Consider the following 26,860-nt stretch of genomic DNA (forward strand, 5'->3'; position numbering starts at 1 on the left):
CCCTGCCGCAAGGCCGTTCCCGTGACGGACCTGACCCATACGGCGTCCTTCCATCCCAGCGAACGGATTGCGCCGTCAATCCCTGGGATCAAGCACCTAGAACACCGCGCGTGCCAGCACGTCCTGCCGGACGAAGATCCGGTTGACATGGGTGCTCGCATAGGTGGCGTAGCCGCGCTGCGCGAGCAGATCGGCCGGCCCCTCCGCGCCCATGGTCTCGACCACCAGCACCCACGGCCTGAAGCGTTCGAAGTCGATGTCGCGGACGACGGCGTCATCGATGCCTTCCGCATCGATCGAGATCAGGTGCAGCTCGCCGGTCGCGAAATGGCGTTCCAGCACCTCGCCGATCGTTATGGTCGGGACGCTGAGCCGCTGCCGCACGCCACCCTTGCCGAGCCGTGCCGCTTCCGCCGCGCGTTCCGGCAGGATCGTGGTCCAGCCCGGATTCTCCCCGACCAGCAGTTCCATCATGCCGCTGGCCGGCTTCATGGCGGCAGGCACGAGAGCGGCTGATTCGACGGCATCGCGCGGGCGCACGGCGCGATAGGCGGGAAGGTATCCGGGATCGGCCTCGACCAGCACGCCGGAGCCGCCCTGCTGGTAGAAGAGGAAGGTGTTGCTGTCACCCGATGGAAATGCGGCGCCGATGTCGAGATACCGGATCGTCGCCGGCCCGCCGCAGATGCGCAGCAGGTAGTCCACGATCCGGTCCTCGCCGCATTGCGAGAAGGATGGGCGCGGCGGCTCGGCGCCGGCCGGGACGCTGGCGGTGGCCACTTCGGCCGGCCGGCCGGAGGCCTCCGCCTGATCCTCCAGCGAGGCCAGCCGGTGCGCGATCGCGGTCAGGTCCTTCTTCAGCGCGTCGTAGCGGCGTTGGGCGTCGGCCTTCGCTTCCGCTCTCGCCTTGGCCTCCGTGGCACTGATCGCGGTGAGGTCATTCCTCAGCGCGTCGTAGCGGCGTTGGGCGCCGGCCTTCGCTTCCGCCTCCAAGTCACTGTCGGGCACCGCGGTGCTGCTGGCGTTTGCCGCCGACGCCTGCTCGACGCTGCGCCGGAGTTCGGCCATCTCCTCCAGCACACCGTCGAAATAGGGCGCGTGCAGGGGCCAGAGCAGCCGGCGCAGCGGATTGGTGATCCTTCCGCGAAGCGTCGGGGAAAGCCCGCGCGCGCGCAGTTCGTGCTTGTCCATTGAGCGCCCCTCGCGCCTTCAGCCGAATTGAAGGCGCACAGAAATGTTATGTTTCAAAAAGGCCAAAGCCGCGAGTCCGCGATCGTCCGGAGGCGGGGGACCCGTCCGCGCCGCCGCCGCCAGCAGGATCGCCTCGATGCGCCCCAGGCATCGCGTGAAGGTCAGGTCGGTGGAGACCAGGCGCTGCGCGGCACGCCCAATGCGTGCAAGCGCCACGGGTTCGGTCGCCGCGCGTCGCATGGCCGAGGCAAGATCCTCGGTCGCGCGGAAGATCTTGAGGCAGTGGACCTCATCGACCAGGCGTTCGCTCGCGCCGCAATTCGCCGTCATGATCGGCGGCGTCGCGCAGGCCGCCGCCTCGATGGGCGCGAAGCCGAAGGGCTCGCGCTCGATGGTCGGGAACAGGAAGGCGTCGTAGCCGGCATAGAGCGCGATCAGCTCCGCCTGCATACGCGGGCCGAGGAAGCGGACGCGGTCGTCGAGCTGCAGCGCGTGCGTCCGCCCGACGCAGCGCGGTACCTCCCCCGCACCGTAGATGTCCACGGTGAAATCGAGTCCTTCCGCCTTCAGCAGGGCGCTCGCCTCGAGGATCAGGTCGGTGCCCTTGGCGGCGGCGACGGTGCCCGCCGCGACGAAGCGCGCCACGCCGCCGCGCAGATAGGGCTGGTGCGGCAGCGTCGCGCCGACATCCGCCCAGCCCGGCACGATATCGGGCGGCTGCGCGAACCCCTCGCCGATCTGCGATTCGATCTCCTGCACCAGATGCTCGCTCATCGCGATCAGGCGGCCCTGGCGATAGGCGGCGGTGCCGGTCCCGTAGAGGCCGAGCACCCCCGGCGGCAGGTTCGTGACGATATCCGCCGGCCCGCGGTCCATCAGGTGCTGCACCCAGGGCTGCCGTGCGGCGTTCAGCAGGTCGATGAGCGCCGCACCGCCGACGCCGATCAGGTTCCACAGATAGACGATGTCGGGCCGGAAGCCCTGGATTTCCTGCAGCAGGGCCATCGTGTTGTTGAAGCTGGAGCACAGCGCCGCATGGGTGCCGGCGGCGCGCGCGCCCGCTTCCGCCGGCAGGTGCGGCAGGTACCAGGCCATGTCGAGCCGGCGTGCCACTTCGGGCGGGTCGGGCGCCACGCAGGGCAACGGGTTCCAGCTCGTCAGGATGCGGATGTCATGGCCGCGGTTGCGCAGCCCTTCCGCGACATTCGCGCAGGCGAGCTCGTAGCCACCGAGATGGATCGGCGGGAACAGATTGCTGACCAGGAGGATGCGCATCAGCCCCTCCACCGCCGTTCGACACATGCGGCGCGGTATGCAGCGGCGAGCCGCTGGCCGATCGCTGCCATGCCATGCGTCGCGACGACGTGCTCGCGCGCCTGCTGCGCGGCTTCCGGCCCGGGCCAGCGACCGGACGCGACCTCCGCCAGCAGGGCGGCGAGATCGTCATGCGTCGAGAAGACACGTCCGAAGCGCGCATCGGGAACGAGTTCCGGAAGCGACCCGGCGTCCGAAACCAGCGCCGGCAGCCCGCAGGCCATCGCCTCGAGCGTCGTCAGGCCCATCAGTTCCGGCTTCTCGATGACGTTGCCGAAGATGTCGCGTGCCGTGGAGGCCTGCACCAGCACGGCTGCGCTGCGATAGAGATCGATGAGCCGCGCATCGTCGGCGTCATGGATGAAGTCCACGTCCTTGCCCTGCGCCATGTCGAGCAGCAGGACGTGGTAGCGCTGATCGTAGATGCGGCCGACCACGACAAGGCGCAGGCCGGCCGGCAGCGCTGCGATGATCCGGTCGACGCCCTTGTGCGGCAGGATGCGGCCGACGCAGAGCACCATGCGCGGATCGCGCGCCCGGCCCGGCGCGGGTGCGAAGGCATCGGTATCCACCGGCCCGATCAGGATGTCCGCGGGACCGGTGTAGGCGCCGGCAAGCAGACGCTGCGCGAAGGCCGAGATCGACACCACGCGATCGAGCAATTCGATCCCGCCGTGGCGCATCATCAGCTCGTCGGTACCGCCGCCGAGGTCGGTGCCGACCGTCGCGACGCCGGTGGACCGCGCGACGGCCGTGCAATAGGCGCCGAAACCCGTCAGGCACTGATGGATGTGGACCAGGTCGTAGTCGGGGATCACCTCGGCGAGCGAGGCGGAGAAGGCGTTCATCGCCTCGGGCCGGGGTGAATCGTTGCGCAGGATGCGCAACGTGGTGCCGTCATGGATGCCCGTGGTTTCGGTGGCGCCGACCGACAATACGGTCTGCTCGAAGCCCTCCGTTGTGGACAGGGCGCGCACCAGATTGTGGACGTAGCGCTCACCCCCGCCCACGACGGAGCTGTCCGAAAAATAGGTCGGCGTCAGATGCGCGACCTTCACGATACGGCTCATCAGCGCTGGAAACCCTGCTGTGTCCGCGGCAATGCGGCCTAGTCGCGCCGCCACGTCGTATTCGCAGCAGATGCCTGGGTCATGCGGGCATTGTCCAGCGGCAATGCACGCTGCCAGATGCTGATGATCTGCCGGGACACGTTGGTGCACGAAGGGTTATCATCGCAGGGCGTCGCATGCCCGATCCGTGGATCGAAAACGCGATGGATCGACGCGGTGTCCCGCTTATCGCGACACGCACTGCCACCGTCGGCGGCGCTGCCAGGAGCCGCGCCGCGCATCCTATCGTGCGGGCGTCAGCGCCACCCAGGCGGCGAGCCCCGCCGTCACCGCCGCGGCCCCCGCGAAGACCGCGCCATATCCGGCCGCATGCAGCACCGCACCGAAGGCGAGCGCGCCCACGCTCTGCCCGAGGAACAGCGCCATGGCGAAGGCGGACACGGCGGTCGCCCGCGCGTCCGGCAGGGCCTCGGTCGCACGAGCCTGCAGCACGCCATGGAACATGTAGAAGGCCATGCCCATCGGCACCTGCAGCGCCGCCACGACCCACCAGTTCGGCGACGCCGCCACGCCCGCCAGGGCGATCGCCAGCCCCGTGCCGCCCGTGGCGATCAGCCCCTGTTCGCCGAGCAGCGCCACCAGCCGCTTCGCCAGCCGCGTGTAGATGAAGGACCCGAGGCCGAAGCCCGCCACCACCAGCCCGGCCTGGCCGGGGGACAGGCCGAAATGCTCGATCAGATAGGCGCCGGTGAAGGGGAAGGCGCCGCCGAACAGCGCCGCGCCGTCGATCGCGGCGGCACCCATCAATCGCCGCCCGGCGGGCGCGCGGAACAGTCGCAGATACTGGTCGAAGCCGAAACCGCGCGCCTGGCCCGTGGCACCTTCCAGCATCGCCGGGCCAAGCCGCCGCGCCATCAGGCCCCCCACCACCAGCGCGAGCACCGCGAGCATCAGGAAGGATGCCCGCCAGCCGAGGAACTCGGCGGCCATGCCTGATAGCGGCCCGATCAGCAGCTGCGCCATCACCATGCCGGTCAGGAAGCGCCCGATCGTCGCCTGGCGGTCCTCATAGGGCACGGCATCGCCGATCCAGGCGATGGCGAGCGGGATCACCGCGCCGGCGACCAGCCCCGTCGCGGTGCGCAGCACCATCATCGAGCCGAGGTCCCAGGCCAGCGCCGAAGCGGCGAGGCCGATCCCGTAGAGCAGCAGCGCGAAGGTCGCGACGCGCACCTTGCCGTAGCGGTCGCCGAGCGGCCCGGTCACCAGCTGCCCCGCGCCATAGGCGAGCGTGAAGCCGGCGACGACCGGCGCCACCGCCGCCACGCCCACGCCGAAATCGGCAGCGAGCAGCGGCAGCAGCGGATCCATCAGCCGCATGCCGCCCCCGGCGGCGAAGCCGGCAGCGGCGAGAAGGGGGAGGAGGGCGAGATCGGCGCGCAAGCCCGACCATGCATCCGACCCACAGGCCAAGCCGTCAAGCCATGCCGGGACAGCCCGCGCCTGCCGCGCTACCCTGCCCCCTGGCCAATGCGGAGGTTGCGATGCCCGAAACGCCGGATGACGCGCAGGATCCGCTCGCCCTGGTGCTTGCCGCGACCGAGGCGGCGCGTCCCACCATGGCCATCGCCGGCGGATCGCAGGACCGCGCGATCGCGAAGGTCGAGGGAATGATCGCGCTGATGCAGGCCGCGATCCGCAACCACCCGCGCTTCGTGGCGCTTGAGGCCGCGTGGCGGTCCCTGCACCGGCTGGTCGAGGCACAGCAGGACGCGCCGGCCATCGTCAAGGTGATGCCGCTGACCAAGCGCGAGATCGTGCGCGACGTGCGCAGCGTGCAGGACCTCGCCGACAGCGAGATCGCTGCGCTGCTGTGGGATGAGGGCCTCGGCGCCGAGGAACCCTTCGGCCTGCTGCTGATGGACGATGATTTCACCGCCGAGCCAGAGGACGTGCTGGCGCTGCGCGGGCTCGCCGCCGCCGGCGCGGGTGCCTTCGTGCCCGTCGTCGTGCATGCCGCGCCGGGGCTGCTCGACCTGCCGGATTGGGCGGCATTGCCGGGCAAGCGCGACATGGCGCGCGTCCATGAAGGCCCGCGCCACATCGCCTGGCGCGCGTTGCGCGACAGCGAGGAGGCGCGCTTCCTCACCCTCGTCGGCCCGCGCGTGCTGGCGCGCGGCGGGGAGGGGGCGCCGCGCTGGACGGGCGGCGGCTGGGTGCTCGCCGCGCGCATCGCCGCCGCCTTCCGCCGCGACGGCTGGGCCGCTGGCATCGAAGGCCGCGACGACGGCACCGAGGCCGGCCTGCCGCCGATGGGCAGCGTGCCGACCGAATGCGATCCGTCCGATGGTCAGGAGGCGATGCTCGCCACGCTGGGCCTGACACTGCTGATCCCGCGCGGGTCGGATCGCGCCGCGGTGCTGCTGGCGTCGAGCGTGCACAAGCCGCCACGCTTCCATGCTCCGGCGGCGACATCGGATGCCGCGCTGGCGGCTCGGTTGCCCTGGGTGCTGGGGACCGGGCGCTTCGTGCAGGCCCTCGCCTTGCGCGGGGCGCGGGAGTTGCATCGCGGCCATGGCGCGGCGGCGGCAACGCGGGCGCTGAACGCCTGGCTGCAGGGCTTCGTCGGGGAGGATGGGCCGCTCGCCGAGGCGAATGCCGAACTGCCGGAGGCGAAGGGCCATCCCGGCGTGCATCTGCTCTCCGCGCGGTTGCGGGTGCGACTGCCGCAGGGCACGCCGGGTGCGGCGCACCGCGTGATGCTGAACCTGCCCTGATCGCCGGCCGTCAGGCGGGATCAAGCCGCAGGATCACCCCGTCCGACGCATCGGTCAGCAGATAGACGCGCCCATCCGGCCCCACCACCACCTGGCGGATGCGCGCCCGGCCCCAGAGCAGGCGTTCCTCTCCGGTCACGCGGTCGCCCTCGGTGGACAGGCGCACCAGCCCGGGTTCGGCCTGCGCCGCGACGAACAGGCTGCGCTGCCAGCCGGGAAACGCCGTGCCGTCATAGAAGGCGATGCCGGAGGGGCTGACCGAGGGCACCCAGACATGGATCGGGTCCTCGATCCCCGGCGCCGAGGCTTCACGGGAAATGCGCGGCCCCCAGTATTCCCGCCCGTGGCTGACCACCGGCCAGCCGTAATTCGCTCCGCGACGGATGACGTTGATCTCGTCCCCGCCGCGCGGGCCGAACTCGGCTTCCCACAGGCTGCCGGTCCAGGGATTCACCGCGAGACCCTGTGGATGGCGATGGCCGTAGGACCAGATCTCGGCGCGCGCATCGGCACGGCCGGTGAAGGGATTGTCGGCGGGCACGCGGCCGTCGCGCGTCAGGCGGATCACCTTGCCGGCGAGGTCGTCCAGGCGCTGCGCGCGGGCGCGTTCGTTCCTCTCTCCGGTCGAGAGATAGAGATGCCCGTCGCGGCCGAAGACGATGCGGCAGCCATAGTGCAGGCGGCCGCTCGATTGCGCGGGCGTCGCGTCGAGGACGCGGCGCACGCCCGTCAGCCCGTCATTGCCCGGCGCCAACCGCGCGGTGACAAGGCGCGTCAGCGCCCCGCCTTCGACCGCCGCCGCCTGGCAGAAGAAGACGTCCCGCGTGCGCGCGAAATCCGGCGCGAGTGCGATGTCCAGCAACCCGCCCTGGCCGCCCACCTCCACCTGCGGCACGCCGGCGAGCGGCGCCGACACGCGACCATCCGGTGTCACGCGGCGCAGGCGCCCGGGCCGTTCGGTGACCAGCAGCGATCCGTCCGGCAGGAAGGTCGCGCCCCAGGGATGTTCGAGCCCGCTCGCGAAGGTCGTGACGCGAAAGGTCGCGCGTTGCGAGGCGATCGGCCCGTCCTGCGCGACGGCAGGCGTGGCGGCGAGGGCAAGGGCAAGCAGGGCGCGGCGGATCATGCGTGGCACGTGGCCCCGCTTTCGCGGGCGCGCAACCTTTCCAGCCCGCGCGTCACGGTGCAGGCTTCGCGGCAACAGGAGGAAGCGAAGCATGCAGGACAACACGCGTTTCGACGGCCGTGTGGCCATCGTCACCGGTGCGGGGTCGCGCGACCCTGGCACCGGCACCACCACCATCGGCAATGGCCGCGCCATCTCGGCACTGCTGGCGCGGCGCGGTGCGAAGGTGCTGCTGCTGGATGTGGAACTCGGTTGGCTGAAGGGCACCGGGGACATGATCCACGCCGAGGGCGGAATCAGCGCCAGCGCGGTCTGCGACGTATCGAAGGCATCGGGCTGCGCGGCGGCGGTGGCCGAAGCGGTGCGGCTGTGGGGCCGCGTGGACATACTCGTGAACAATGTCGGCATCAGCGGCCCGCCAGGCGATGCGACGGTGGTGGACCCGGAAGCCTGGGACCACGGCATGCAGGTGAATGTGAAGTCCATGATGCTGATGGCGAAGTACGCGGTGCCGGAGATGCGCAAGCAGGGCGGTGGGGCGATCGTGAACCTCGCTTCCGTCGCTGGGCTGCAGGGCGGGCATCCCGGGCTGCTCTATGCCACGACGAAAGGGGCGATCGTTCAGATGACGCGGGCCATGGCTGCGCATCATGGCGGCGACCTGATCCGCGTGAACGCCGTGGCACCCGGTTATGTCTATACGCCGATGGTCGCGTCGCGCGGCATGCCGGACGAACTGCGCGAACAGCGCGCGACGGCAGGTATGTTGAAGGTCGAGGGTTCGGCCTGGGACGTGGCGGAGGCAGCGTGCTTCCTCGCCTCCCCCGCTGCGCGCTGGATCACGGGCGTGACGCTGCCGGTCGATGCGGGGCGCTCGGCTGGCAATGTCGGCGCGACGCCGAAGCCCTCCGGCATGGCGCGGTAGCGCGGGAGCATTGCCGGCGCCCTTGCGCCGAGATGAACGAAGAGGGAACATCGGCGGCATGGACCCCGCCGCCCGCACCCTGTCCGTCACTCGCGCCGCCGCGCGCTTCTGCGCCCTGCGCGGCTGGGCGCCGGTCGAACAGGTGCCGCTGCCCGATGGCCGTCGCGCCGACATCCTCGCGCTGCGGCCGGATGGCGACTTCGTCATCCTGGAGGTGAAGTCCTGCGCGCGGGACTTCCTGTGCGACGCCAAGTGGCAGGACTATCGCGCCTGGTGCGACAGGCTGTATTTCGCCGTGGATCTCGATTTCCCGCAGGACCTGCTGCCCGCCGATGTCGGGCTTGTCGTCGCCGAGGATCGCGAGGCGGCGCTGCTGCGCGAGGCACCGGACCATCGCCTCGCGCCGGCGCGCCGGCGGGCGCTGATGCAGCGCATGGCGATGCTGGCGGCCGGGCGCCTCGCTGCCTTGTCGGACCCGGCGGGGGCGGCGGAGATGCGCGCGGCGCTGCGGCTGGAATGACGCCGGCTACTGCGTCGCCGCGGTCCGGTCGATCGAGCTGATGGGCCGCAGCGAATCGCGCCAGCGATTTCCTTCGAGCCCCTGCCGGTAGCCATAGTCGAACAGCGCACGCATGAAGGCCGTGTCGAAGGGTTCCGCCCGTGGCGCGTCGAATTCCGGCCCGATATAGGCGAGGCGGAACTGCACCCCGTCGCGCTGCGTGGTCAGGAAGATGCGCGTGATGTCGTTCACCGCGCTGAAATGCAGCAGCGTGGAGGCCGAGCGCGAGGCGATGCCGAGGATCGACCGGTTGGTCGATGACCACTCCGTATCGAGCCGCCCGTTGCGAACCACCCAGGCGGTGCGCTCCGCCTGCGGGCGCCGGCCGCGCGACGCCGCCAGGCTGACCGTGGGCGGGTAGAGAAACATCTGGATCGCAGCACCACCATCGACATGCATTTCCTGATAGGCGCGGCCATCGAGGTCCACATCCACCAGCACGGGTGGGAAGGCGCCGGGGATCGAGGCCGAGGCGAGCAGGATGCGGCGGAACAGTTCGAGCGCCTGCGGATGACCGCTCGCGGCGATGGCGCCGATGTTCCACAGCACCGGCCGGCCGAGATCGAGATTGGTGGTGCCGATCAGCAGCAGCCGGCCGCGGCCATATTCGGTCGCGATGGCGGACAGCATCGCTTCGTTCACGTGCCGTTCGATCAGGCGATACAGCGGGGAGGTATCGGCCAGCGCCTCACCGAACAGCACGGCCCGAAGCAGGTTGCCCATCCGCAGCACGTCGTGTGGCGCGACCTCGGTGAAGACCGCGCGCAGCTGCGGGTCGTAGTCGGGGCCGAGGAAGGCGAAGGGCGCGATCAGCGCGCCGGCCGAGATGCCGGTGACAACATCGAAGACGGGCCGCCGCCCGGACGCCGTCCAGCCCACCAGCAGCCCGGCGCCGAAGGCACCGTTGTCGCCGCCGCCGGACAAGGCGAGGAAGTTGCGTGCCGCAGGCACCTGGCGCGGCCCGGCCGCTGCCGCCTGGCGCTCATTCAGCTGCCTGACCTCGCGCAGCAGCGGCGCGGTTTCCGCATCGGGCCAGAAGCGCGCATTGTCGATGCCGAGGATGGGCAGCGACGGCGTCGCCGCAAGCGGCGGCGGATCGAGGCGATTGATGCTGCCGCAGCCCACGAGCGCGAACAGCGCCAGCAGCAGCGCGACGAGGCCGGCAGGCAGGCACCGCGCAGGGCGTGTCACCACGGCCGCATCCTCCTTCCCTATTTGCCCGACAGCAGGGCCGCGACCCAGCGACTGCCCTCGAAGCGTTCGCAGATCGTCAGCGCGGCGATCAGCGCCGGCACGCCAATGAAGGCCCCCGGCACACCCCAGATGAAGGCGCCGAGGAACACCGCCACCAGCACCATGAAGGGCGAGATCGCCAGCCGCGCACCCGCCAGCCGCGGTTCGATGTAGCTGCCCGAGAGGAACTGGATCACCTGCAGGGATGCGAAGACGGTAATCGCCGACTGCCAGGACCCGAATTGCAGGATGGCGAAGACGGTCGGAAACAGCGTGGCGAGGAACGACCCGATGAAGGGGATGTAGTTCAGCACGAAGGCGATCACGCCCCATTCCGCCGCGAGCTCCAGTCCCATGGCATAGGCGAAGGCGAAGACGGCAAGGCCGGTCAGCGCGCTCATCACCGTGCGCACGGCCATGTAGGTGCGCAGCTTCGAAGCCGTCTCGGCGAGGCCGCCCAGCAATGCCTCGGCCGTGCCGCCCATCGCGTGCATCCGCCGCGCCGTCCCGCCGGTCTCGAGCAGGCCGAGGATCATGAAGACCAGCGTCACCGCGACGAAGGTCAGCAGGCCCTGGAGCTGGCTCAGCACCTCCTGCGCCAGGCGCACCAGGGACCGCATGTTGAGCTGCTCGGCGAGGATGGGTGCGATCTCGACGCCCTGCGCCGCCGCCCATTCCAGCTTGCGCAGATACAGCTCCTGCAACATGGCGGCATTGGCGATGACCCAGCGGCCGACCCGTCCGAAGCCCCAGGCGGCGAGGAACACCATCACCGCGACCACCGTCAGCGTGACGAGCAGGGTGACGATCATCGCGACCGCGCCACCGAGGCGTGGCTCCAGGCCGCGTTGCAGCGGCCAGGCCAGCGCGACCAGGAACAGCGCGAAGGCGACCGGGGCCAGCACCGATTGCGCCAGCGACAACGCCGCCGCGGCGAGGATGGCCGTGCAGATCCCGGCCAGGGTACGAAGTGCGCTGTCAGGGATCATTCGGGTGGGGGCATCGCATCGGAGGTTGCGCGCCACCCTCCATCGGGGCGATGCAGGGCGCAAGGGCTGCACGGAGTTGTCATGGCCGGTTTCCTGTCCCGCAGCCTGCGGCGCGTCGCGCTGGCGCTGGCCGCGATCGTGCTGCTTATCGTGGTGGTCCGCGCATGGGATGTGCGCAGCGGCCCACCGCTTGGCCCCTGGCACGAATTCGTGCCGCCGGAACTGTCTGTCGCCGCGCTGGACGCCGCCGACTGGGCGCGCTGGATGGCGGCGGAGGACGCTGCCTTCGTCGCCACGCGCGCCGCGGTGACGGACCGGCTGGCGGCGGCCGATCGTATCCCGCTCAATCGCTGGTTCGCCGGCAGCCCGGTGAACCCCGCCCACTTCGCGCGGGACTGGAACCGATCCTTCGTGCTGGAGCCGTCAGGCCCGCCCGCAGGTGTCGCGGTGTTCCTGCATGGGCTGACCGACGCGCCGTACAGCCTGCGGCATCTGGCGGAGGCTTATCGCGCGCAGGGTTTCCTCGCCATCGCCATCCGTATGCCCGGGCACGGCATGGTGCCCGGCGGGCTGACCGAGGCGGTGTGGGAGGATTGGATGGCGGCGACGCGGCTTGCCGTGCGCGCCGCGCGGGCGCGGGTGCCGCGCGGGCCGTTGCATCTGGTGGGCTATTCCAATGGCGGGGCGCTGGCACTGAAGCATGCGTTGGATGCGATCGAGGACGCGCGCCTGCCGCAGGCCGATCGCCTGGTGCTGCTGTCGCCGATGGTCGGCGTCACGGCCTTCGCGCGCTTCGCCGGCCTCGCGGGGCTGCCGGCCTTCCTGCCGCGCTTCGCCAAGGCCGCCTGGCTCGACATCCTGCCGGAGTTCAACCCGTTCAAGTTCAATTCCTTCCCGGTCAACGCCGCGCGGCAGACGCACCGGCTGACCGCGGCCTTGCAGGCGCAGCTGGATCGCCTGTCGCAGGCCGGGCGGTTGGCTGGGTTGCCGCCGGTGCTGACCTTCCAATCCGTGGTGGATGCGACGGTGTCTACGCCTGCGGTGCTGTCCCGGCTTTATACCCTGCTGCCGGACAATGGCAGCGAGGTAGTGCTGTTCGACCTGAACCGCAGCGTGAAGTTCGGGCCGTTGTTCTCGGCCGGCGCTGACGGCGCGCTGGAGCGCATCCTGCCCCCCGCCGTGCGGCGTCATGCGGTGACGGTCGTGGGCAATGACGGCGAGGCGCTGGCGGCGGTGGCGCGGCGCGTGCCGGCCGGCGGCACGACGGAGGAGGTGCATCCGCTCGGGCTCGATTGGCCGCGCAGCGTCTATTCGGTGTCTCATGTCGCGTTGCCCTTCCCGATCGGGGATGGGCTTTACGGCGGGGAGCCGGACCCGGCGGATGCGATGGGCGTCGCGCTCGGCGCCCTCGCGGTGCGCGGGGAACGCGGCGTGCTGGTGATGGACGCGAACCACTTCGCGCGCATCACCTGGAACCCGTTCTTCGCTTATCTGCTGGAACGGGTTCGCGAGGGATTGCCGCGTCAGTAGTAGCCGCGGCGCTGGCGCGGCGCGGTCAGCGCGCCGACCGCGGCACCGCCGGCGCCGCCGATCGCCGCACCGGCAAGCGGCGACCCGCCGGTCAACGCGGCAATGCCCGCGCCGCCCGCGGCGCCAAGACCACCGCCGATCAGCGCGCGCTGCCCGACTGGGTCGGAACATGCCACGAGGCCGAGGGCGAGGAGTGCTGCGGCCATCATGCGCAGTCGGGAGGTCGTCATTCTGTGGGACTCCATCGGTAGTGGTCGATGGGGACACCACAATCCTGACGTGTGGCGACCGGCCGGCGGAAATGGGGCAGACCCTGCCCCCGATTTCACGATCCCGTCAGGGGCCGCGACGCTTGCGTGCGCCGCCCTTCACCTTCTTCGGGTCGTAGCCGCCACCGCCCGGGCCCATCGGCTTGGGCTTCCAGTCGGCGCGTGGCGTCGCCTCCCGCAGCGACCGCCCGGCGAGGTTTGGCTCCAGCCCGAGGTCGAGGGCTTCCAGCCGCTTGATCTCGTCGCGCAGCCGGGCGGCGGTTTCGAATTCCAGTTCGGCGGCGGCGGCGCGCATCTTGCGCTCCAGCTCGGCGATCGCCGCCTGGAGGTCCTTGCCGACGAAGTTCTGGTCTTCCTCGCCTTCCACCGCGTCCACGGTGATGTAGTCACCCTGCGACACGTCGCGCAGCACATCGGCGATCTCGCGCTTGATCGAGGTCGGCGTGATGCCGTGCTCGGTGTTCCAGGCGATTTGCTTGGCGCGGCGGCGTTCGGTTTCCTCCAAGGCGCGCTTCAGGCTGTTCGTCATGGTGTCGGCGTAGAGCAGCACGCGCCCTTCGGCGTTGCGCGCGGCGCGGCCGATGGTCTGGATCAGCGAGGTGGCCGACCGCAGGAAGCCTTCCTTGTCCGCATCGAGGATGGCGACCAGCGCGCATTCGGGAATGTCCAGCCCCTCGCGCAGCAGGTTGATGCCGACCAGCACGTCGAAGACGCCCTTGCGCAGGTCGCGGATGATCTCGATGCGCTCCAGCGTGTCCACGTCCGAATGCAGGTAGCGCACGCGGATGCCGGCCTCGGTCATGTATTCGGTGAGGTCTTCGGCCATGCGCTTGGTCAGTGTGGTGACCAGCACGCGCCCGCCCTTGGTCGCGACGTCGCGGCATTCGGCGAGCAGGTCGTCCACCTGGCCTTCCACCGGACGGATCTCACAGACGGGGTCGACGAGGCCGGTCGGGCGGATCACCTGCTCGGCGAAGGCGCCCTGGGTGCGTTCCATCTCCCACGGGCCGGGGGTGGCGGACACGAAGACGGTCTGCGGGCGATAGGTCTCCCACTCCTCGAACTTCAAGGGCCGGTTGTCGGTGCAGGAGGGCAGGCGGAAGCCGAATTCGGACAGGATCGCCTTGCGCGCGTAGTCGCCGCGATACATGCCGCCGATCTGCGGCACGGTGACGTGGCTCTCATCGACGATCAGCACCGCGTTTTCCGGCAGGTATTCGAACAGCGTCGGCGGCGGGTCGCCCGGGCGGCGGCCGGTCAGGTAGCGGGAGTAATTCTCGATCCCTTTGCAGGAGCCGGTCGTCTCCATCATCTCGATGTCGAAGATCGTGCGCTGTTCCAGCCGCTGGCGTTCCAGCAACTTGCCCTCGGCCTCCAACTCGGCGAGGCGTTCCTTCAGCTCGACCTTGATCTGGGAGATCGCCTGGGTGAGCGTCGGACGCGGCGTGACGTAGTGGCTGTTGGCGTAGACGGCGATGCGTTCCATCTCGCCGGTGATCTCGCCGGTCAGCGGGTCGAATTCGCGGATGCCGTCGATCTCGTCCCCGAACAGGGAGACACGCCAGGCGCGGTCATCCAGGTGCGACGGCCAGATGTCCACGCTCTCCCCGCGCACACGGAAGGTGCCGCGGGCGAAGAAGGCGTCGTTGCGGCGGTATTGCTGCTCAACCAGGCCCTTCACCAGCGCGTCGCGATCGATCCGCCCGCCGCGTTCGAGCTTCACCACCATGCGGCTGTACGTCTCGACCGAGCCGATGCCGTAGATGCAGGAGACCGAGGCGACGATCACTACGTCCGAGCGTTCGAGCAGCGCCTGCGTCGCGGAATGCCGCATGCGGTCGATCTGCTCGTTGATCTGGGAATCCTTCTCGATATAGGTGTCCGTGCGCGGGACATAGGCTTCCGGTTGGAAGTAGTCGTAGTAGGAAACGAAGTACTCCACCGCGTTGTCGGGGAAGAAGGACTTCATCTCCCCATAGAGCTGCGCCGCCAGCGTCTTGTTGGGCGCGAGCACCAGCGCGGGCCGCTGCAGATGCTCGATCACCTTCGCCATGGTGAAGGTCTTGCCGGAGCCGGTCACGCCCAGCAGCACCTGGTCGCGCTCACCCTGCCCGAGCCCGGCTGACAATTCACGGATCGCGGCGGGCTGGTCGCCATTCGGCTCGAAGGGGGAGACGACCTTGAGCGGGCGCTCCGCCGGCGGGGCGGGGCGCTTCTCGGGGATGAACAGGACGGGGCCGGGGGCGATCAGGTTCATGCGGCAAAGATGGGCGCGTCAGGGTCGAAACGCTACCGCCGGTGGCGCCGCGGATCATGTCATGCGTTTCGCGACACATGCCGCAGGCGCCACTGGCGAAACCATATTTGGTGCGGTGCGACATCGTCATGAAGCGCGGCGGGGCGAGGTTCCTCCTGCACGGCAGGGATCGTCCTGCCTCCCTTCAGAGAGGATCCACCACCATGAACAGCACCATCATCCGGGTCGCGGCCGTTGTCATCGGCCTGGCCAACGCCGGCACCGCGCTGGCCGTCGGCACGCCCCAGGCCTTTGTCGCCGGTTCCGGCGAGAACCAGTCGGTCGCCTATGAGGGCGGGGTGCCGGTCGGCTCCGTCCAGCCCCGCGCGGTCGTAACCGGCACCGGGGAGAACGTCTCGGTGCAGCATATCGATGCGCCGGTTCCGCAGGCCCCGGGCTACATCGCGATCGTCGTGGGTTCGGGCGAGAACCAGTCCGTCGTTCACGTCCCGGTCGGCGCGCCGCGCGGCTGATGCGCCTGACTTCGCCGCACCCGGCCGTCCGGCCGGGTGCGGCAAGGCGCTACAGCGCCACCTTGCCTGCCAGCGCCGCCATCCGCGCCGCGTCAGGCTGCCGGCCCTCGAACCAGATCGCCGCGCAGACCTTCGACATGGCGTTGCCGTCATGGCCGATGCCCGGCACCACCTCGATCCGCCAATGGCAGGGCACGCCGCGACGGGCGGCTTCCTCCCGCGCCACGCGCAGGAAATTATGCGCCCGGCCGAAGCGATGCGGGCCCTGGGCCACGGCTTCCGGATTCGCGGGCAGGGACGGTCCTGACGTCTCCACATCCGCATCCCCGGCCAGGATCAGCAGCGGGTAGGCGAGCCACGCCTCCACATCCGCATCCGCCAGCGCCAGCCCGCCCAGCCCCGCCGGGAAGGTCCGGTCCAGCACCGGCAGCGAATACCACCCCGCATTGCCGCAGCCGATGGCGCAGAAGGGCGCGCGGTCGGTCAGCGAGGCCATGCGGTGCGCGAACTGTGACCCTGCCGAATGGCCGAACAGGAAGGCCTGGCGCCGCCGCGTCACCCCCGCCGCCTGCACCGCGGCGAAGATCCGCGCAGGCAGGTGATACGCCCAGCCCTCGCGCGGCGTGACGCCGCCCGCGGCATCGAGCACGCCACCATTGTTGTAGGGCTCAGCCCCGGGATGCGTCTCCGCCGCGAAGGTCGGGGCGAGGATCAGCAGCCCGTGCCGGTCCGCCGCCTCGATCCAGAAGTCGCGGTATTCGTCGCCGTTGCGGCCCATGCCGTGCTGCACGACGACCACCGGCGAATCCGGCGTGACGCCTGCGGCGCGATAGGCCTGCAGAACCACGGGCTTGCCGTGCAGCGGGTCGGTCAGCGTCGTGGCGCTGCGGCCCGGCGCGGCCAGCGCGCGGGCGATCAGGGTGGTGTCGATCATGACGCGGGCCGGATCGCCTGGGCGGGCGTCGTCTGGTCCATGCGTCCCTCGAACACCAGCCCGCGGCGGAAGGCCCAGGCGGCGTTCTCGAAATGGATCGGCAGCACGGGCAGTCGCTCGATGGCGAGGCGGCTCGCCTGCTCCATCAGCCGCTCGCGCTCGCCCTCATCCATCGTCGCGAAGGCGGCGCGCGCCAGCCGGTCGATCTCGGGGTCGGAGAATTCGCCGTAGTTGCTCATGCCGAAGCCCCGCTCGCGATCGGTGGTGGTGATCCAGGCACGGAAGAACAGCTGCGTCTCCTCGGCCGAGGCCGCCCAGCCGCCCATCGGCACCGAGAATTCCTTCCGCCCGCGCCGTGCGAAGAAGACGTTGGACGGCATCGCATCCACCGTCACGGTCACGCCGATGCGCTGGAAATACTGCGCCAGCGCCTACGCCACGCGGGCATCGTTGACGTAGCGGTTGTTGGTGGCGTGCAGCGTGAAGGACAGGCCGCTGGTCACCCCGGCCTCGGCCAGCAGCGCGCGGGCGCGGGCGGGGTCATAGGGCAGCATGCCGGCGTCGCGCACGGTGCCGCGCATGCCCTCGGGCAGCAGCTGCCCGGCCGGCGTCGCCAGACCGTCCATCACGCGCTCGGCGATGACGCGGCGGTCGATCGCCAGCGACAGCGCCTGGCGCACCCGCACGTCGCGCAGCGGGTTGGCCCCGCCCGGCCCCTGCACGAAGGGCGCGTTCTCGCGCTGGTCCATCTGCAGGAAGATCAAGCGCGTGGTGGGGGAGACGGCCAGGGCGAAGGCCGGGTTCTGCCGGATGCGCGGCACGTCCGCGGTGGCCGGTGCTTCCACCACGTCAAGGTCACCCGCCAGCAGCCCCGCGAGGCGCGGTCCCGCGGCCGTGACCGGGCGCAGCCGCACCTCGGCCCAATGCGGCTTGTTGCCCCAATAGGTGTCGTTGCGCGTCAGCACGATGCCGCTGCTGCGGTCGTAGGAGCGCAGGCGGAACGGGCCGGTGCCGATCGCCGCCCGGCCCTCGTTGAACTCGGCGACGCCCGGCCAGGGGCCCTGGCGGCCGCAGCCCTCGGGCGTGTAGGTCAGGCCGCTGCGCGACCCGCGCGGGATGATGGCAACCGAGGCGAGGTCCGAGACCAGCAGCGGTTCCGGCTCGGCCGTGCGGATCACCAGCCGGTGCGGCGTCTCCACTGCCATCGCCGCGATGCGGCGGACCTCGCGGGAGAAGGAGCCAACCACCTCCGTCTCGTTGTTCAGCACGCGGCAGTAGGAGAAGACGACGTCATCGGCCGTGAAGGCCTGGCCGTCGTGGAAGGTCACGCCCTCGCGCAGTTCGAACACCCAGGTCAGGTCGTCGCGCCGCGACCAGGCCGTGGCGAGCGCCGGTGTCGGCCGCAGCCTTGCGTCCAGCGCGGTCAGGCCTTCGAAGACATGGTCGCGGAAGGTGGAGTTCGGCGCGGCGGCGTAGTTGTGCGGATCCGCCGCCGTCGTTTCGGCGGCCATGCCGATGCGCAGCGTCTGCGCGGCGGCGGGCAGGGCAAGTGCGCTGGAAAGGGCAAGCGCGAGGGCGAAATGACGCAAGGCAGGCATCCCGTGCTGAAGGCGGCCGCTATAGACCCGCCATCGGCTGCTGTCAGGCGGGTGCCGTCTGGCGCCGCCGGCGCGACATGGCAGGATGGCGCCGGAGGGTTCCGCCATGCGTGCTGCCGCCGTCATCGTCGCGATCGGAACGCTGCTCGGCGCCGGCTCCGCCCAGGCGGCGCTGGAACGCCGCTGCGGTTGGCTGGTCAACCCGACCCCGGCCAATTGGTGGCTGCGCGACCGGGACGGCGAATGGGTGCTCTCGGTGCAGGGGCGCGAGCCGGTGGCCGGGATGGACTCGGTGCCCGACATGACCACCCGGGGCTGGGTCGCGACCAACGGGTCCTACGGCCATGGCTGCGCCTGCCTGACGCTGGAGACGGCGCCGGACAGGCGCGTGGTGCGGGTGCTGGCGGCGGAACCGCTGCCGCTCGCCCGCTGCCGCGCGGACCGCGCGCTGCCTCCGCCGGGATAGCGGCCTGGGGCCGTTTCCGTTCGCCCAGGCTCACGGTAATGTCTCTAGGCTTTTGTTTTCGCGAGCATCTTCATCCGATCACGTGATTCCACCTGATCGGGATCTGCTCTAGTTCTTCGCGAGGGGAGCCTTGGGCGCCTGGCGAGGGTCCCCGCCATATTCGACCCACAGCGCCTCGACGGCCTCGCGCAGGGCCATGGCGAGTTCGTCATAGCGCGGCGCGGCGATCGCCGCCGCCTGCTCCCGGGCCTCGGCGAGCAACTCGCCGATCGAGCGCGCCGCCGAGCCAAGCGCCGCCAGCGGCCGGTCGTGGTCCGCGATGTGGTCGCGCAACGCCTGGGCGAAGGCCGTGGTCAGCACGCGACAATGCAGGGTATCGGCAAGCACGGGCTCACTCGGGACATGGACAAGGGCGTGGGGGGTCCGATCGCCCGGCGCATCATTTCCTCGGCATGAAGATCACTGCAAGCGCGCTGTCCCGCCGCATCGTCAATGGTCTGTCTATTGTGAGTGAACGTGATTTTCGACACTGGGCGAGGGTCGTTGGACCCCGCTAAGCTGCTTTCATGGCGGCTGCGGCGTGCGAATTCGTCGTCAAAGGCCCGTTAGCCAGAGGCCAAAATCACGTTATTTCAAATCATTGTACCGTTAGTCTCAGATAACGCTTCTGGGGCCGAGAGGCCATTGTTGAGTGGACGAGAGCGCCCCGAAAGCCATAGTTCGCAGTGTGGACTCAAGTTTTCGGGAGGTTCCCATGTCTCAGACCGTGCGTCACATCAAGGCACCGATCGGTTTGGTGGTTCCTGTCTCGCATTCCGAGGCGATGTGCGCCCCGGAGCGCGACACGGCGGTTCTCGCCGACGCCGCCCGGGCGATCGACGCCATCCTCGCCCGGGCGCATGAACAAGGCGCGCTCGATGCGGTCCGGGTGCTCGGCAACCTCTCGAGCCTGCTGCGCGCCCTGCCGCGCTGACGGGCTTCGGGCCAGGCTGGCTGCGGAAGGGCGGTAGCGCCCTCTTCCGCGTAGCCTGGGGTTGTCGGGGCCGGTCGGTCGCGATGCGCGGGGGCATGCATCCGCCCTTCACGCCTGCTGCGACGCCATGCGGCGCGTTGCCGCCATGACGGCCGACAGCACCGCGAAGAGCCCGAGCGCGCCAGCCAGCAGCGCCATGCTTTCCGACTGCAGCACGACGTAGAGAAAGCCGAACAGCGCGGCGAGCACGCCGGCGAAGATCGCCACCAGCCTGGCCCGCCCGGTCACCGCCGCCGTATACAGGCTCGCCTGGCCCATCACCATTGCTGCGCTGATCGCATAGGCCGCGACGAAACCGAGCGGCTCGGCGATCGCCAGGAGCAGCAGCGGGAACAGCACCATCGACAGGCCGAGCAGCCCGTATTGCACGAGGTGGATGCGCAGCCGGGCGACCGTCTCGAACAGCCAGTAGGTCATCACCGCCAGCAGCACGAACAGCGTCGCGTATTTCGCGGTGCGGTTCACCATGCGGTAGGTCGGCACCGGTTCCAGCAGCGCGACGCCCATCGCCCCGGGCAGGGCGGTATTGGCGCAATGACCCTGGGGCATGCGGATCGCCTGGGCGGCCATGCCCGCGCTCCATTCGGCGGAGAAGCCGCTTTCGTCGGTCTCGGCGCGCAGCGGCAGGGCGGCACCGGTGTAACTCGGCGTCTCCCACGGCCCCCGGACGGTGAACCGCGCGCGCCGCGCCGCCGGCAGGAAGCCGAGGCTGCCGGTGCCGCGCAGTTCCATGCTGCCGGCGAACTCCGCACCGGATGGTGGCGGCCCGTCGAGGCCGAGCGGCCAGCGTATCGCCTCGACCGTGCCGCAGCGGCCGGCCGGATCGCCGGTGACCGTCAGCGGCCGTTCCCCCCAGCGCAGTGCCGGGGCGTCGGTCGCCGGGCGCAGGTCGCTCGCCCCGGTCAGCAGATAGGCGCCGGCCCAATCGGGCTCGGCATCCGTCGGCAGGGCGGCCGCGACATTGCCGAAGCGGCCGGCGATCTCGAGATGCGCTGTGTAGACGATGGCCTCGAACAGGCCGCGGCGGCGGCGTTCCGGCTGCACCGTCGCGGCGATCGACAGTTCCGCGGCGGGGATCGCGACGGCCTGGGCCGGCGTCGGCTTGCCATCCGGCCCGACGCCGGGTTGAAGCGGGACCACCAGCAGCGGGCCGAGCACCGTCTGCGCCTGCCCCCAGGCGCGGGCCACCTCGGCGCGCACCTCCTCCTGCCGGGATTCGCGTTCGGCGATCAGCCCGGCGACGAAGTATTGCGGCATCAGCAGGCCCATCACGAGCGCGCCGATCGCGGCCAGTTTCATCCCCGTGGCACCGAGCACGCGCGTCATGTCGACGACGGTGTCGGAAGGATCGGGCGGGGCTGCCGGGGCAGGCGTGTCGGACATGCGGGAGGGTCCCTGCTCTTGTGCGGTCCGGCCAGCCTGGCGCGATGACATGCAGGCCGGATGTCGCGCCCTTGCAGGGGCCGGGGATGTTTGGTGCAAATGTCGTGCAGAGAAGGCCGAGCGCCCGCGTGCCGAAGATCCTGATCGCCGACGACGACCCGCATATCCGCAACGTCATCCGCTTCGCCCTGGCGCGGGACGGTCACGCCACGGTGGAGGCCGGGGACGGCGCCGCCGCGCTCGGCCTGCTGGCCCGCGAGGCGCCGGACCTGCTGATCCTCGACGTCATGATGCCGGAGATGGACGGGACGGAGCTGTGCCGGCGCATCCGCCGCGACAGCGACGTGCCGATCATCTTCCTCTCCTCGCGCGACGAGGAATTCGACCGCATCCTGGGTCTCGAACTCGGCGGCGACGACTACATGACCAAGCCGTTCAGCCCGCGCGAGCTGGTGGCCCGGGTGCGTGCCCTGCTGCGCCGCCGCGACGGGCGCGTGACCGCGGCGGCACCGGCGGCGGGGCCGCTGCGGCGCGGTGCCCTCAGCCTCGATGCGGAACGCTTCGAGGCGCGCTGGTCGGACCAGCCCCTCCCCCTGACGGTGACGGAATTCCGCCTGCTGCAGGCGCTCGCCGCCCACCCCGGCCGCGTCTTCACGCGGGAGGTGCTGATGGCCGCCGCCCATGCCGACCAGCGCATCGTCAGCGACCGCACCATCGACAGCCATGTGCGACACCTGCGCGCGAAACTGGCGGCACTGGGGGCGAGCCCGATCGGCACGGTGCATGGCCTCGGCTACCGGTATCAGGAGGATGGCTGAGCGCGTGGACCCGCCGCCGCGGCGCGGCAAGCCGCGCATCCGCACAGTATTGCTGCTGGTCAACCTGGTGCTGCTGGCGCTGCCGCTCGGCGGGCTGTGGATGCTGCGGCTGTATGAAAGCGCGCTGGTCCGCCATACCGAGACGGAGCTGGTCGCCCAGGCGGCGGTGATCGGCGCGGCCTATCGCGCCGGCTGGCTGCGCGAGGCGGGGGCGGAGGCACCTTCGCGCCTGTCCCGCCTGCCGGTGGTGCCGCGCGCCGAGGGCTGGGCCCCGCGCTATGCGACCCTGGACCTCGCGCGCGATCCCGTGCTGCCGCCACCGCCCGACGCCGCGCCGCCACCCCGGCCGGCCGACGCCATCGCCGAGGCCGCCGGGGTGGCGTTGGCGCCGGTGCTGGCGGAGGCGCAACGCGTCACCCTCGCGGCGATGCGCGTGACGGATGCGGCCGGTACCGTCGTCGCGACCACCGGGGGCGAGCGGGGACAATCCCTTCTCGCGTTGGAGGAGGTCGCGGCCGCGCTGGCCGGTGAGCCGGCATCGCGGGTCCGGGCGCGGCGGGAGCCGGTGGCGGTTGCGGATTCCGCATCGATCAGCCGTGCCGCCTCGTTCCGCGTTTTCGTCGCCCTGCCGGTGCGGGAGGGGGATCACGTCGTCGGTGCGGTGCTGCTGTCGCGCACGCCGTCCTCGATCCGTCAGGCGCTGCATGGCAAGCGGTGGGAACTGGCGGGGCTGACCGTCGCACTTCTGGCGGTGGCGGCGCTGCTGGCGGGCTTCACCGCCTATACCGTCAGCCGGCCGATCCGCGCGGTGGCCGACCAGGCGCGGGCGGTGGCCTCCGGCGCGCGGGTGGAGGTGCGCCGCGTCCGCCGCAGCGCGGTGCGGGAGGCAGATGAACTCGCCGCTGCGATCGGCAGCATGGCGCGGACGCTGGAACGGCGGGCGGATTACATCGGCCAGTTCGCGACGGCGGTGAGCCATGAGTTCAAGACGCCGATCGCAGCACTCCGCGGGGCGCTGGAGCTGCTGCAGGACCATGCGGCGACGATGACGCCGGCGGACCGCGACGCCTTCGTGGCGCAGGCGGCGGCGGATGTGCAGCGGCTCGATCTGCTGGTGCGGCGACTGCTGGACCTCGCGCGAGCGGAGGCACCGCGCGCGCATGGAGCCGGAGAGGCCGATGTCGCGGCGACGGCGCGGGAGGCCGCGGCGGCGCACGCGGGGACCGGGCCGGAGACCACGCTCGAAGGGCCGCAAGGCATCGCGGCGGCGATTGCGCCGGAGGCGCTGTCCAGCATCCTCGCCATCCTGTTCGAGAATGTGCGCCAGCATGCCGGGCAGGGGGCGCGATGCCGCGTCGGCTGGGGTGTTGCCAAGGGGGCGGTGCGCATCGTGGTCAGAGACGACGGGCGCGGCATCTCGGCGGCGAATGCGGCGCGGGTGTTCGATCGCTTTTTCACCACGGCGCGCGAGAGCGGCGGGACTGGCTTGGGGCTGGCGATCGCGCGGGGTCTGGCGGAAGCCGCCGGAGGCAGCATCGAGCTTGTGCCCGGCGGGGAGGGCGCATGCTTCGCGGTGGTGCTGCCGCTGGGATTGGGGGACGGGCGCGGCGTGGTGTCCGCGAGCCCGATTGCTGCGCGGCGCTGAACGCGACGGAATGCAGCAGCGGCTCGTTCGCGCGATGCCGGGCCTAGGCGCGCCTGATGGCAGGCCGAGCAAGCACGAACCCGATGGCCCGGGTGATCCACCGAAAGCAGGCCCCAACAATCTGGAACAATCCGGTGCCGACCCTGCCTAGGATGGGGCCATGCAGCGCCGATCCCTCCTTGCCGGGCTTGCCGGCATCTCCTTCGCCCGTCCGGCCTTTTCGCAGGCCTGGGCGCCCACCCGCCCGATCCGGCTGGTGCTCGGCTTCCCGCCGGGCGGAGCCTCGGACGCCGCCGTTCGCATCATCCAGCCCGTGCTGCAGCAATCGCTCGGCCAGAGCGTCGTGATCGACAACCGGCCCGGCGCCGGCGGGAACCTCGGCGCGCTGGAAGTGGCGCGCGCGGCGCCGGACGGGCACACGATCGGGTCCGCCAACATGGGCACGCTGGCGGTGAACCCCGCGCTGGTCCGCAACATGGGCTTCGACCCGGTCGCGGATCTGCTGCCGGTCTCGATGCTGTTCAATGCCGTCAACGTGCTGGTCTGTCCCGCCAACAGGCCGTTCCGGTCCGTCGCCGACATCGTCGCCGCCGCGAAGGCGCGGCCCGAGACGATCAGCTACGGCACCGGCGGCGTCGGCTCGCCCGGGCATCTCTGCGGGATCCTGTTCGACCACATCGCGGGCACGCGGACGGTGCCGGTGCCCTATCGCGGTGGCGGGCCACAGATGCTGGCACTGGTCGCGGGCGAGCATGATTTCGGCTTCTCGCCCATGGGCACGGTGCTGACTCACGTGCAGGCGGGCACGATCCGCGCGCTCGGCGTGGCGACCAAGGCGCGCGCCACCGCCGATCTGCCGGATGTGCCGACCATGATCGAGGCCGGCCTGCCGGATTTCGAGGTGCTGAACTGGGACGGCATCATCCTGCCGCGCGGAACGCCGGCCCCGATCCGCGCCCGCATCGGGGATGCCGTACGTGCGGCGCTGGCGGATGCTGCCCTGATCGCGGCCTTCCGCCAGCGTGGCCTCGATGCCTGGCCGACGGCCCCGGAGGCGATGGCCGCACAGCTGGCGGCCGATGCCGCGAAGTGGCAGCCGCTGATCCGCGCGGCGGGCATCGAACCGAGCTAAAGCCTGGCTGGGGCATAGGCCGGGCCAGCCATCCGCCTCGTGATCGTGTTGATCGCCGTTGCGGCAGCGAGGGGAACCGCTGCGCTGGTGCTGAGGCCGGGGTCAATACGATGGCGGCCAAGCCGACCCTTCGCGAATGTCAGGCTGCACCTTGCGATCGGCGCGATCGCGCAATGTGTTCGCGCGGTGGCGGCCGGAGCAGACGGCGCCAGGACATGCCGGCGGGCTACGGTCACGGCAGTACCGCTCAGTATCTCAGGCACCTCGCCACCAATGAGAAGGAGCCCGCGACCAGGGCATCAGGCTGGATCCCGCCCACCCTGTTCCTGGGCAACCAGGCCCCATCGATCACGCTGATCTCCGAGAGGGGCCTCCACAAACTGGCCCTCCGCAGCGACAAGGCCGAAGCCGGGGCGTTCCAGGCTTGGGTGATCCGGGAGGTTCTCCCGGCGATCCGCAAGGACGGCGCTGCGGCTACCGTCGCCCTCCGATGGCATCGTCCTCTGCGACACGGAGCATGGCCTCACGGAAGCCCAGGCCTGAGCGCCCCATGGCTTCTGCGAGAGTGTTCGGCAGGAGCATCTGGTTTCCGATCAACTGGTACCGAAGGCGCACCGTCTCCACGGCCCTCTGATACGCTGTGTCCTTCGCATAGGACCGCACAGCCCTCCACGCTGCTTCCCCGGTGATTGGCTTCGACAGGTCCACGGGAGGCGGTGCGGCACGGTCCTTGGCAGTCTTCGGGTCTATGCCAAGAACGGCGAAGGCATCATCCTCTTTGCCACTGAGACGCCGTCGACGACGCCTCATCACGAGGAATGCCAGGAGGCCAACAAGGAAGCCTCCACCGATAAAGTACGCGGCAATCGACGTCTCCATCGTCTCAACCATCCCGCGTATGCGGGCGACATTGACGGGCCGAACCTCCAGGTGCCGCCAGTAGGCCAGGTAGCAGCGGAACCATCGTGGAAGTTCGGCATTCGGTGTCAGAACGAGGGCGGGACGGGTGCTGTTCGCGGCGGGAACCCAGCCATAGACTTGCCGGGCCACGACGCTTTCCAGGGCCGAGCATGGATCTGCCTTGCGCTCCCAAGCCAGCGGGAAGGCGGCGATCAGTCCGATGACCACAATTCCCAGCAGGAAGAAGACGCCTAGGCCTTCCAGCACTGATGGTCTTGTCGATTTGTGCGCGGCGGGCTGTTGGGTCGGTGTCTCTGCAAGTGGTTCTGGTGGCAACCCGGCGTTCAGTCGTTCCAGACGTCGCCGCCATTGGTCGTGCCATGGGTTCGCCATTGACAACCGCTTCTGCGTTTCCCGGAAACCAAAGGACACACGAACTCGGTGGTGCCTAGCAAGTACATTGCGGCCCTCATCGTCCTTCAGGCCAAGCGTTACTACCTGACGCCCCGAGGTAAGACCCTGACGGCGCAACGACTAAGGGAACTGGAGGAGGCCGAGGCACGCTGCGATCCGAACAGCGCCTCAGCGATCGGGTTCTGCACCAGCGCGGTCACGATGGACGGGCCGGGGTTTGTGTTCCCTGTGCTCCATCAAGGGGAAGCCATTCCGAGCGTCGCCAAGCCGTTGTGTACCCATGGGACGGCTTGGAAGCTAGATTTCCCCTGGACTTGAGGCGCTGCCTAGCATTTCCGGGGCACCCATGCCGGGTGAGGGATTCGAACCCCCGACCTTCGGTTTACAAAACCGCTGCACTACCACTGTGCTAACCCGGCGCGCCGCCTTGGTGTAGCAGAGCCCTTCCACGCGGCAACCCGTCCGGATCCTCGATTCGGCGGGTCCGCCACCCAATCTGCCAGGGGTTGCCCGACCACCCGATGCGCCTGTCCCCGCGAGACCGCCGGCCGCCGCCCGCGCCGGCCGCCATGTCGGTGCCCGAACCGCCCGGCCCCTTGGCGCCGCGGCGCAAGGCCCGCCGTGCGCTGCGCTGGACGGCGCTGATCTCCGCGGCGCTGCATGTGGCGCTGGTGGTGGCGATCCTGCTCGACCTCGATCCGCGCCGCCGGCCGCCGGATGAATTGCCGCCGCCCTCCTTCGCCGTGGTGTTCCAGGGCGGCGCCGACCAGGCCCCCCGCGCCGCT

At 70.4% G+C, this 26,860-nt stretch carries 26 protein-coding genes, 1 tRNA gene and 1 pseudogene; 12 read left to right on the forward strand and 16 right to left on the reverse strand.

The annotated features are described in order from the left end of the window. Positions 1-96: 96 nt before the first annotated feature. The 4 genes from AC2YHJ_RS01630 to AC2YHJ_RS01645 all read right to left on the reverse strand — a co-directional run bounded on the left by AC2YHJ_RS01630 (position 97) and on the right by AC2YHJ_RS01645 (position 5,018). The gene (locus AC2YHJ_RS01630) at positions 97-1,191 is read right to left on the reverse strand and encodes an FkbM family methyltransferase (RefSeq protein WP_487393557.1); all 1,095 of its coding nucleotides are present in this window, start codon (positions 1,189-1,191) and stop codon (positions 97-99) included. Positions 1,192-1,209: 18 nt separating this feature from the next. Continuing rightward, complete coding sequence (locus AC2YHJ_RS01635) at positions 1,210-2,466, reverse strand: glycosyltransferase family 4 protein (protein WP_487393558.1); 1,257 nt, start codon at positions 2,464-2,466, stop codon at positions 1,210-1,212. After that, positions 2,466-3,575 (reverse strand): glycosyltransferase family 4 protein, encoded by a 1,110-nt coding sequence (locus AC2YHJ_RS01640; protein WP_487393559.1) that lies wholly within the window; start codon positions 3,573-3,575, stop codon positions 2,466-2,468. The genes AC2YHJ_RS01635 and AC2YHJ_RS01640 overlap by 1 nt, the downstream gene beginning before the upstream one ends. 282 nt (positions 3,576-3,857) lie before the next feature. Beyond that, positions 3,858-5,018, reverse strand: a complete 1,161-nt coding sequence (locus tag AC2YHJ_RS01645) for an MFS transporter (RefSeq protein WP_487393560.1) — start codon at positions 5,016-5,018, stop codon at positions 3,858-3,860. A 101-nt stretch (positions 5,019-5,119) separates the two neighbouring features. On the opposite strand from AC2YHJ_RS01645, the gene AC2YHJ_RS01650 reads away from it, so the two are divergent. Continuing rightward, positions 5,120-6,352, forward strand: coding sequence for a type VI secretion system contractile sheath domain-containing protein (locus AC2YHJ_RS01650; RefSeq protein WP_487393561.1), 1,233 nt, complete (start codon positions 5,120-5,122; stop codon positions 6,350-6,352). A gap of 10 nt (positions 6,353-6,362) precedes the next feature. Here the strand turns inward: AC2YHJ_RS01650 and AC2YHJ_RS01655 are convergent, their stop codons facing one another. Then, a complete protein-coding gene (locus AC2YHJ_RS01655) occupies positions 6,363-7,478 on the reverse strand; it encodes a PQQ-dependent sugar dehydrogenase (RefSeq protein ID WP_487393562.1) in 1,116 nt (371 codons plus the stop codon). 91 nt (positions 7,479-7,569) lie between these two features. Between AC2YHJ_RS01655 and AC2YHJ_RS01660 the strand changes: the two genes are divergently transcribed. Both AC2YHJ_RS01660 and AC2YHJ_RS01665 read left to right on the forward strand, forming a co-directional pair. Continuing rightward, the gene (locus tag AC2YHJ_RS01660; protein WP_487393563.1) at positions 7,570-8,403 is read left to right on the forward strand and encodes an SDR family NAD(P)-dependent oxidoreductase; all 834 of its coding nucleotides are present in this window, start codon (positions 7,570-7,572) and stop codon (positions 8,401-8,403) included. A 58-nt stretch (positions 8,404-8,461) separates the two neighbouring features. Beyond that, positions 8,462-8,923 (forward strand): MmcB family DNA repair protein, encoded by a 462-nt coding sequence (locus AC2YHJ_RS01665; protein ID WP_487393564.1) that lies wholly within the window; start codon positions 8,462-8,464, stop codon positions 8,921-8,923. A 6-nt stretch (positions 8,924-8,929) separates the two neighbouring features. On the opposite strand, the gene AC2YHJ_RS01670 is transcribed toward AC2YHJ_RS01665, so the two are convergent. Together AC2YHJ_RS01670 and AC2YHJ_RS01675 are read right to left on the reverse strand one after the other, a co-directional pair. After that, positions 8,930-10,156 carry a patatin-like phospholipase family protein gene (locus AC2YHJ_RS01670; RefSeq protein ID WP_487393565.1) on the reverse strand — a complete coding sequence of 409 codons (1,227 nt, stop codon included), beginning with the start codon at positions 10,154-10,156 and terminating at the stop codon, positions 8,930-8,932. A gap of 17 nt (positions 10,157-10,173) precedes the next feature. After that, positions 10,174-11,184 (reverse strand): AI-2E family transporter, encoded by a 1,011-nt coding sequence (locus AC2YHJ_RS01675; RefSeq protein WP_487393566.1) that lies wholly within the window; start codon positions 11,182-11,184, stop codon positions 10,174-10,176. An 81-nt stretch (positions 11,185-11,265) separates the two neighbouring features. Here AC2YHJ_RS01675 and AC2YHJ_RS01680 point away from each other — a divergent pair, with 81 nt between their 5' ends. Next, positions 11,266-12,714: an alpha/beta hydrolase gene (locus tag AC2YHJ_RS01680; protein WP_487393567.1), complete on the forward strand. Its 1,449-nt coding sequence runs from the start codon at positions 11,266-11,268 to the stop codon at positions 12,712-12,714. Here the strand turns inward: AC2YHJ_RS01680 and AC2YHJ_RS01685 are convergent. Continuing rightward, the gene (locus tag AC2YHJ_RS01685; RefSeq protein WP_487393568.1) at positions 12,708-12,944 is read right to left on the reverse strand and encodes a YMGG-like glycine zipper-containing protein; all 237 of its coding nucleotides are present in this window, start codon (positions 12,942-12,944) and stop codon (positions 12,708-12,710) included. The two genes, AC2YHJ_RS01680 and AC2YHJ_RS01685, sit on opposite strands and share 7 nt — an antisense overlap. Before the next feature lie 106 nt (positions 12,945-13,050). Continuing rightward, on the reverse strand, positions 13,051-15,240 hold the full coding sequence (gene uvrB, locus AC2YHJ_RS01690) for an excinuclease ABC subunit UvrB (protein ID WP_487393569.1): 2,190 nt from the start codon (positions 15,238-15,240) through the stop codon (positions 13,051-13,053). Positions 15,241-15,443: 203 nt separating this feature from the next. On the opposite strand from uvrB, the gene AC2YHJ_RS01695 reads away from it, so the two are divergent. Continuing rightward, on the forward strand, positions 15,444-15,752 hold the full coding sequence (locus AC2YHJ_RS01695; RefSeq protein WP_487393570.1) for a hypothetical protein: 309 nt from the start codon (positions 15,444-15,446) through the stop codon (positions 15,750-15,752). A 49-nt stretch (positions 15,753-15,801) separates the two neighbouring features. Here the strand turns inward: AC2YHJ_RS01695 and AC2YHJ_RS01700 are convergent, their stop codons facing one another. Genes AC2YHJ_RS01700 through AC2YHJ_RS01710 form a run of 3 tightly spaced genes read right to left on the reverse strand, consistent with a single transcriptional unit; the run spans position 15,802 to position 18,275 of the window. Continuing rightward, the gene (locus AC2YHJ_RS01700) at positions 15,802-16,686 is read right to left on the reverse strand and encodes an alpha/beta hydrolase family protein (RefSeq protein ID WP_487393571.1); all 885 of its coding nucleotides are present in this window, start codon (positions 16,684-16,686) and stop codon (positions 15,802-15,804) included. Then, the gene (locus AC2YHJ_RS01705; protein WP_487393572.1) at positions 16,683-17,087 is read right to left on the reverse strand and encodes a hypothetical protein; all 405 of its coding nucleotides are present in this window, start codon (positions 17,085-17,087) and stop codon (positions 16,683-16,685) included. The genes AC2YHJ_RS01700 and AC2YHJ_RS01705 overlap by 4 nt, the downstream gene beginning before the upstream one ends. 30 nt (positions 17,088-17,117) lie before the next feature. Next, the gene (locus AC2YHJ_RS01710) at positions 17,118-18,275 is read right to left on the reverse strand and encodes an ABC transporter substrate-binding protein (RefSeq protein WP_487393573.1); all 1,158 of its coding nucleotides are present in this window, start codon (positions 18,273-18,275) and stop codon (positions 17,118-17,120) included. Between the two features lie 115 nt (positions 18,276-18,390). Here AC2YHJ_RS01710 and AC2YHJ_RS01715 point away from each other — a divergent pair, with 115 nt between their 5' ends. Continuing rightward, entirely contained in the window at positions 18,391-18,750 is a 360-nt protein-coding gene (locus AC2YHJ_RS01715; protein ID WP_487393574.1) for a DUF4087 domain-containing protein, read from the forward strand. Between the two features lie 108 nt (positions 18,751-18,858). On the opposite strand, the gene AC2YHJ_RS01720 is transcribed toward AC2YHJ_RS01715, so the two are convergent. Then, positions 18,859-19,137, reverse strand: coding sequence for a hypothetical protein (locus tag AC2YHJ_RS01720; protein WP_487393575.1), 279 nt, complete (start codon positions 19,135-19,137; stop codon positions 18,859-18,861). 367 nt (positions 19,138-19,504) lie between these two features. On the opposite strand from AC2YHJ_RS01720, the gene AC2YHJ_RS01725 reads away from it, so the two are divergent. After that, complete coding sequence (locus tag AC2YHJ_RS01725) at positions 19,505-19,723, forward strand: hypothetical protein (protein ID WP_487393576.1); 219 nt, start codon at positions 19,505-19,507, stop codon at positions 19,721-19,723. Positions 19,724-19,831: 108 nt separating this feature from the next. Here AC2YHJ_RS01725 and creD read toward each other — a convergent pair whose 3' ends face one another. After that, positions 19,832-21,166 carry a cell envelope integrity protein CreD gene (gene creD / locus AC2YHJ_RS01730; RefSeq protein WP_487393577.1) on the reverse strand — a complete coding sequence of 445 codons (1,335 nt, stop codon included), beginning with the start codon at positions 21,164-21,166 and terminating at the stop codon, positions 19,832-19,834. 128 nt (positions 21,167-21,294) lie between these two features. Between creD and AC2YHJ_RS01735 the strand changes: the two genes are divergently transcribed. From AC2YHJ_RS01735 to AC2YHJ_RS01750, 4 genes and pseudogenes are all read left to right on the forward strand, one after another. Continuing rightward, positions 21,295-21,984, forward strand: a complete 690-nt coding sequence (locus AC2YHJ_RS01735) for a response regulator (RefSeq protein WP_487393578.1) — start codon at positions 21,295-21,297, stop codon at positions 21,982-21,984. Between the two features lie 4 nt (positions 21,985-21,988). Then, positions 21,989-23,629 carry a sensor histidine kinase gene (locus AC2YHJ_RS01740; protein ID WP_487393579.1) on the forward strand — a complete coding sequence of 547 codons (1,641 nt, stop codon included), beginning with the start codon at positions 21,989-21,991 and terminating at the stop codon, positions 23,627-23,629. A gap of 160 nt (positions 23,630-23,789) precedes the next feature. After that, positions 23,790-24,761, forward strand: a complete 972-nt coding sequence (locus AC2YHJ_RS01745; RefSeq protein WP_487393580.1) for a Bug family tripartite tricarboxylate transporter substrate binding protein — start codon at positions 23,790-23,792, stop codon at positions 24,759-24,761. A 215-nt stretch (positions 24,762-24,976) separates the two neighbouring features. Beyond that, a pseudogene (locus tag AC2YHJ_RS01750) lies at positions 24,977-25,198 on the forward strand (BRO family protein); the annotation flags it as partial. A gap of 37 nt (positions 25,199-25,235) precedes the next feature. Here the strand turns inward: AC2YHJ_RS01750 and AC2YHJ_RS01755 are convergent. Further along, a complete protein-coding gene (locus tag AC2YHJ_RS01755; RefSeq protein WP_487393586.1) occupies positions 25,236-26,054 on the reverse strand; it encodes a hypothetical protein in 819 nt (272 codons plus the stop codon). 368 nt (positions 26,055-26,422) lie between these two features. Continuing rightward, positions 26,423-26,494, reverse strand: a tRNA-Thr gene (locus AC2YHJ_RS01760). Positions 26,495-26,644: 150 nt separating this feature from the next. Between AC2YHJ_RS01760 and AC2YHJ_RS01765 the strand changes: the two genes are divergently transcribed. After that, the coding region (locus tag AC2YHJ_RS01765; protein ID WP_487393581.1) for a hypothetical protein at positions 26,645-26,860 on the forward strand (216 nt) is incomplete at its 3' end.

It is taken from the genome of Roseomonas sp. SRI_022, from assembly GCF_057586215.1.

What these genes read in the sequence shown, in the direction of transcription:
- AC2YHJ_RS01685 (WP_487393568.1), bottom strand. Translation starts at nt 12,944, where the DNA reads ATGACGACCTCCCGACTGCGCATGATGGCCGCAGCACTCCTCGCCCTC.
- creD (WP_487393577.1), bottom strand. Translation starts at nt 21,166, where the DNA reads ATGTCCGACACGCCTGCCCCGGCAGCCCCGCCCGATCCTTCCGACACC.
- AC2YHJ_RS01650 (WP_487393561.1), top strand. Translation starts at nt 5,120, where the DNA reads ATGCCCGAAACGCCGGATGACGCGCAGGATCCGCTCGCCCTGGTGCTT.
- AC2YHJ_RS01755 (WP_487393586.1), bottom strand. Translation starts at nt 26,054, where the DNA reads ATGGCGAACCCATGGCACGACCAATGGCGGCGACGTCTGGAACGACTG.
- AC2YHJ_RS01640 (WP_487393559.1), bottom strand. Translation starts at nt 3,575, where the DNA reads ATGAGCCGTATCGTGAAGGTCGCGCATCTGACGCCGACCTATTTTTCG.
- AC2YHJ_RS01700 (WP_487393571.1), bottom strand. Translation starts at nt 16,686, where the DNA reads ATGATCGACACCACCCTGATCGCCCGCGCGCTGGCCGCGCCGGGCCGC.
- AC2YHJ_RS01725 (WP_487393576.1), top strand. Translation starts at nt 19,505, where the DNA reads ATGTCTCAGACCGTGCGTCACATCAAGGCACCGATCGGTTTGGTGGTT.
- AC2YHJ_RS01630 (WP_487393557.1), bottom strand. Translation starts at nt 1,191, where the DNA reads ATGGACAAGCACGAACTGCGCGCGCGCGGGCTTTCCCCGACGCTTCGC.
- AC2YHJ_RS01660 (WP_487393563.1), top strand. Translation starts at nt 7,570, where the DNA reads ATGCAGGACAACACGCGTTTCGACGGCCGTGTGGCCATCGTCACCGGT.
- AC2YHJ_RS01675 (WP_487393566.1), bottom strand. Translation starts at nt 11,184, where the DNA reads ATGATCCCTGACAGCGCACTTCGTACCCTGGCCGGGATCTGCACGGCC.
- AC2YHJ_RS01680 (WP_487393567.1), top strand. Translation starts at nt 11,266, where the DNA reads ATGGCCGGTTTCCTGTCCCGCAGCCTGCGGCGCGTCGCGCTGGCGCTG.
- AC2YHJ_RS01655 (WP_487393562.1), bottom strand. Translation starts at nt 7,478, where the DNA reads ATGATCCGCCGCGCCCTGCTTGCCCTTGCCCTCGCCGCCACGCCTGCC.
- AC2YHJ_RS01665 (WP_487393564.1), top strand. Translation starts at nt 8,462, where the DNA reads ATGGACCCCGCCGCCCGCACCCTGTCCGTCACTCGCGCCGCCGCGCGC.
- AC2YHJ_RS01695 (WP_487393570.1), top strand. Translation starts at nt 15,444, where the DNA reads ATGAACAGCACCATCATCCGGGTCGCGGCCGTTGTCATCGGCCTGGCC.
- AC2YHJ_RS01715 (WP_487393574.1), top strand. Translation starts at nt 18,391, where the DNA reads ATGCGTGCTGCCGCCGTCATCGTCGCGATCGGAACGCTGCTCGGCGCC.
- AC2YHJ_RS01635 (WP_487393558.1), bottom strand. Translation starts at nt 2,466, where the DNA reads ATGCGCATCCTCCTGGTCAGCAATCTGTTCCCGCCGATCCATCTCGGT.
- AC2YHJ_RS01745 (WP_487393580.1), top strand. Translation starts at nt 23,790, where the DNA reads ATGCAGCGCCGATCCCTCCTTGCCGGGCTTGCCGGCATCTCCTTCGCC.
- uvrB (WP_487393569.1), bottom strand. Translation starts at nt 15,240, where the DNA reads ATGAACCTGATCGCCCCCGGCCCCGTCCTGTTCATCCCCGAGAAGCGC.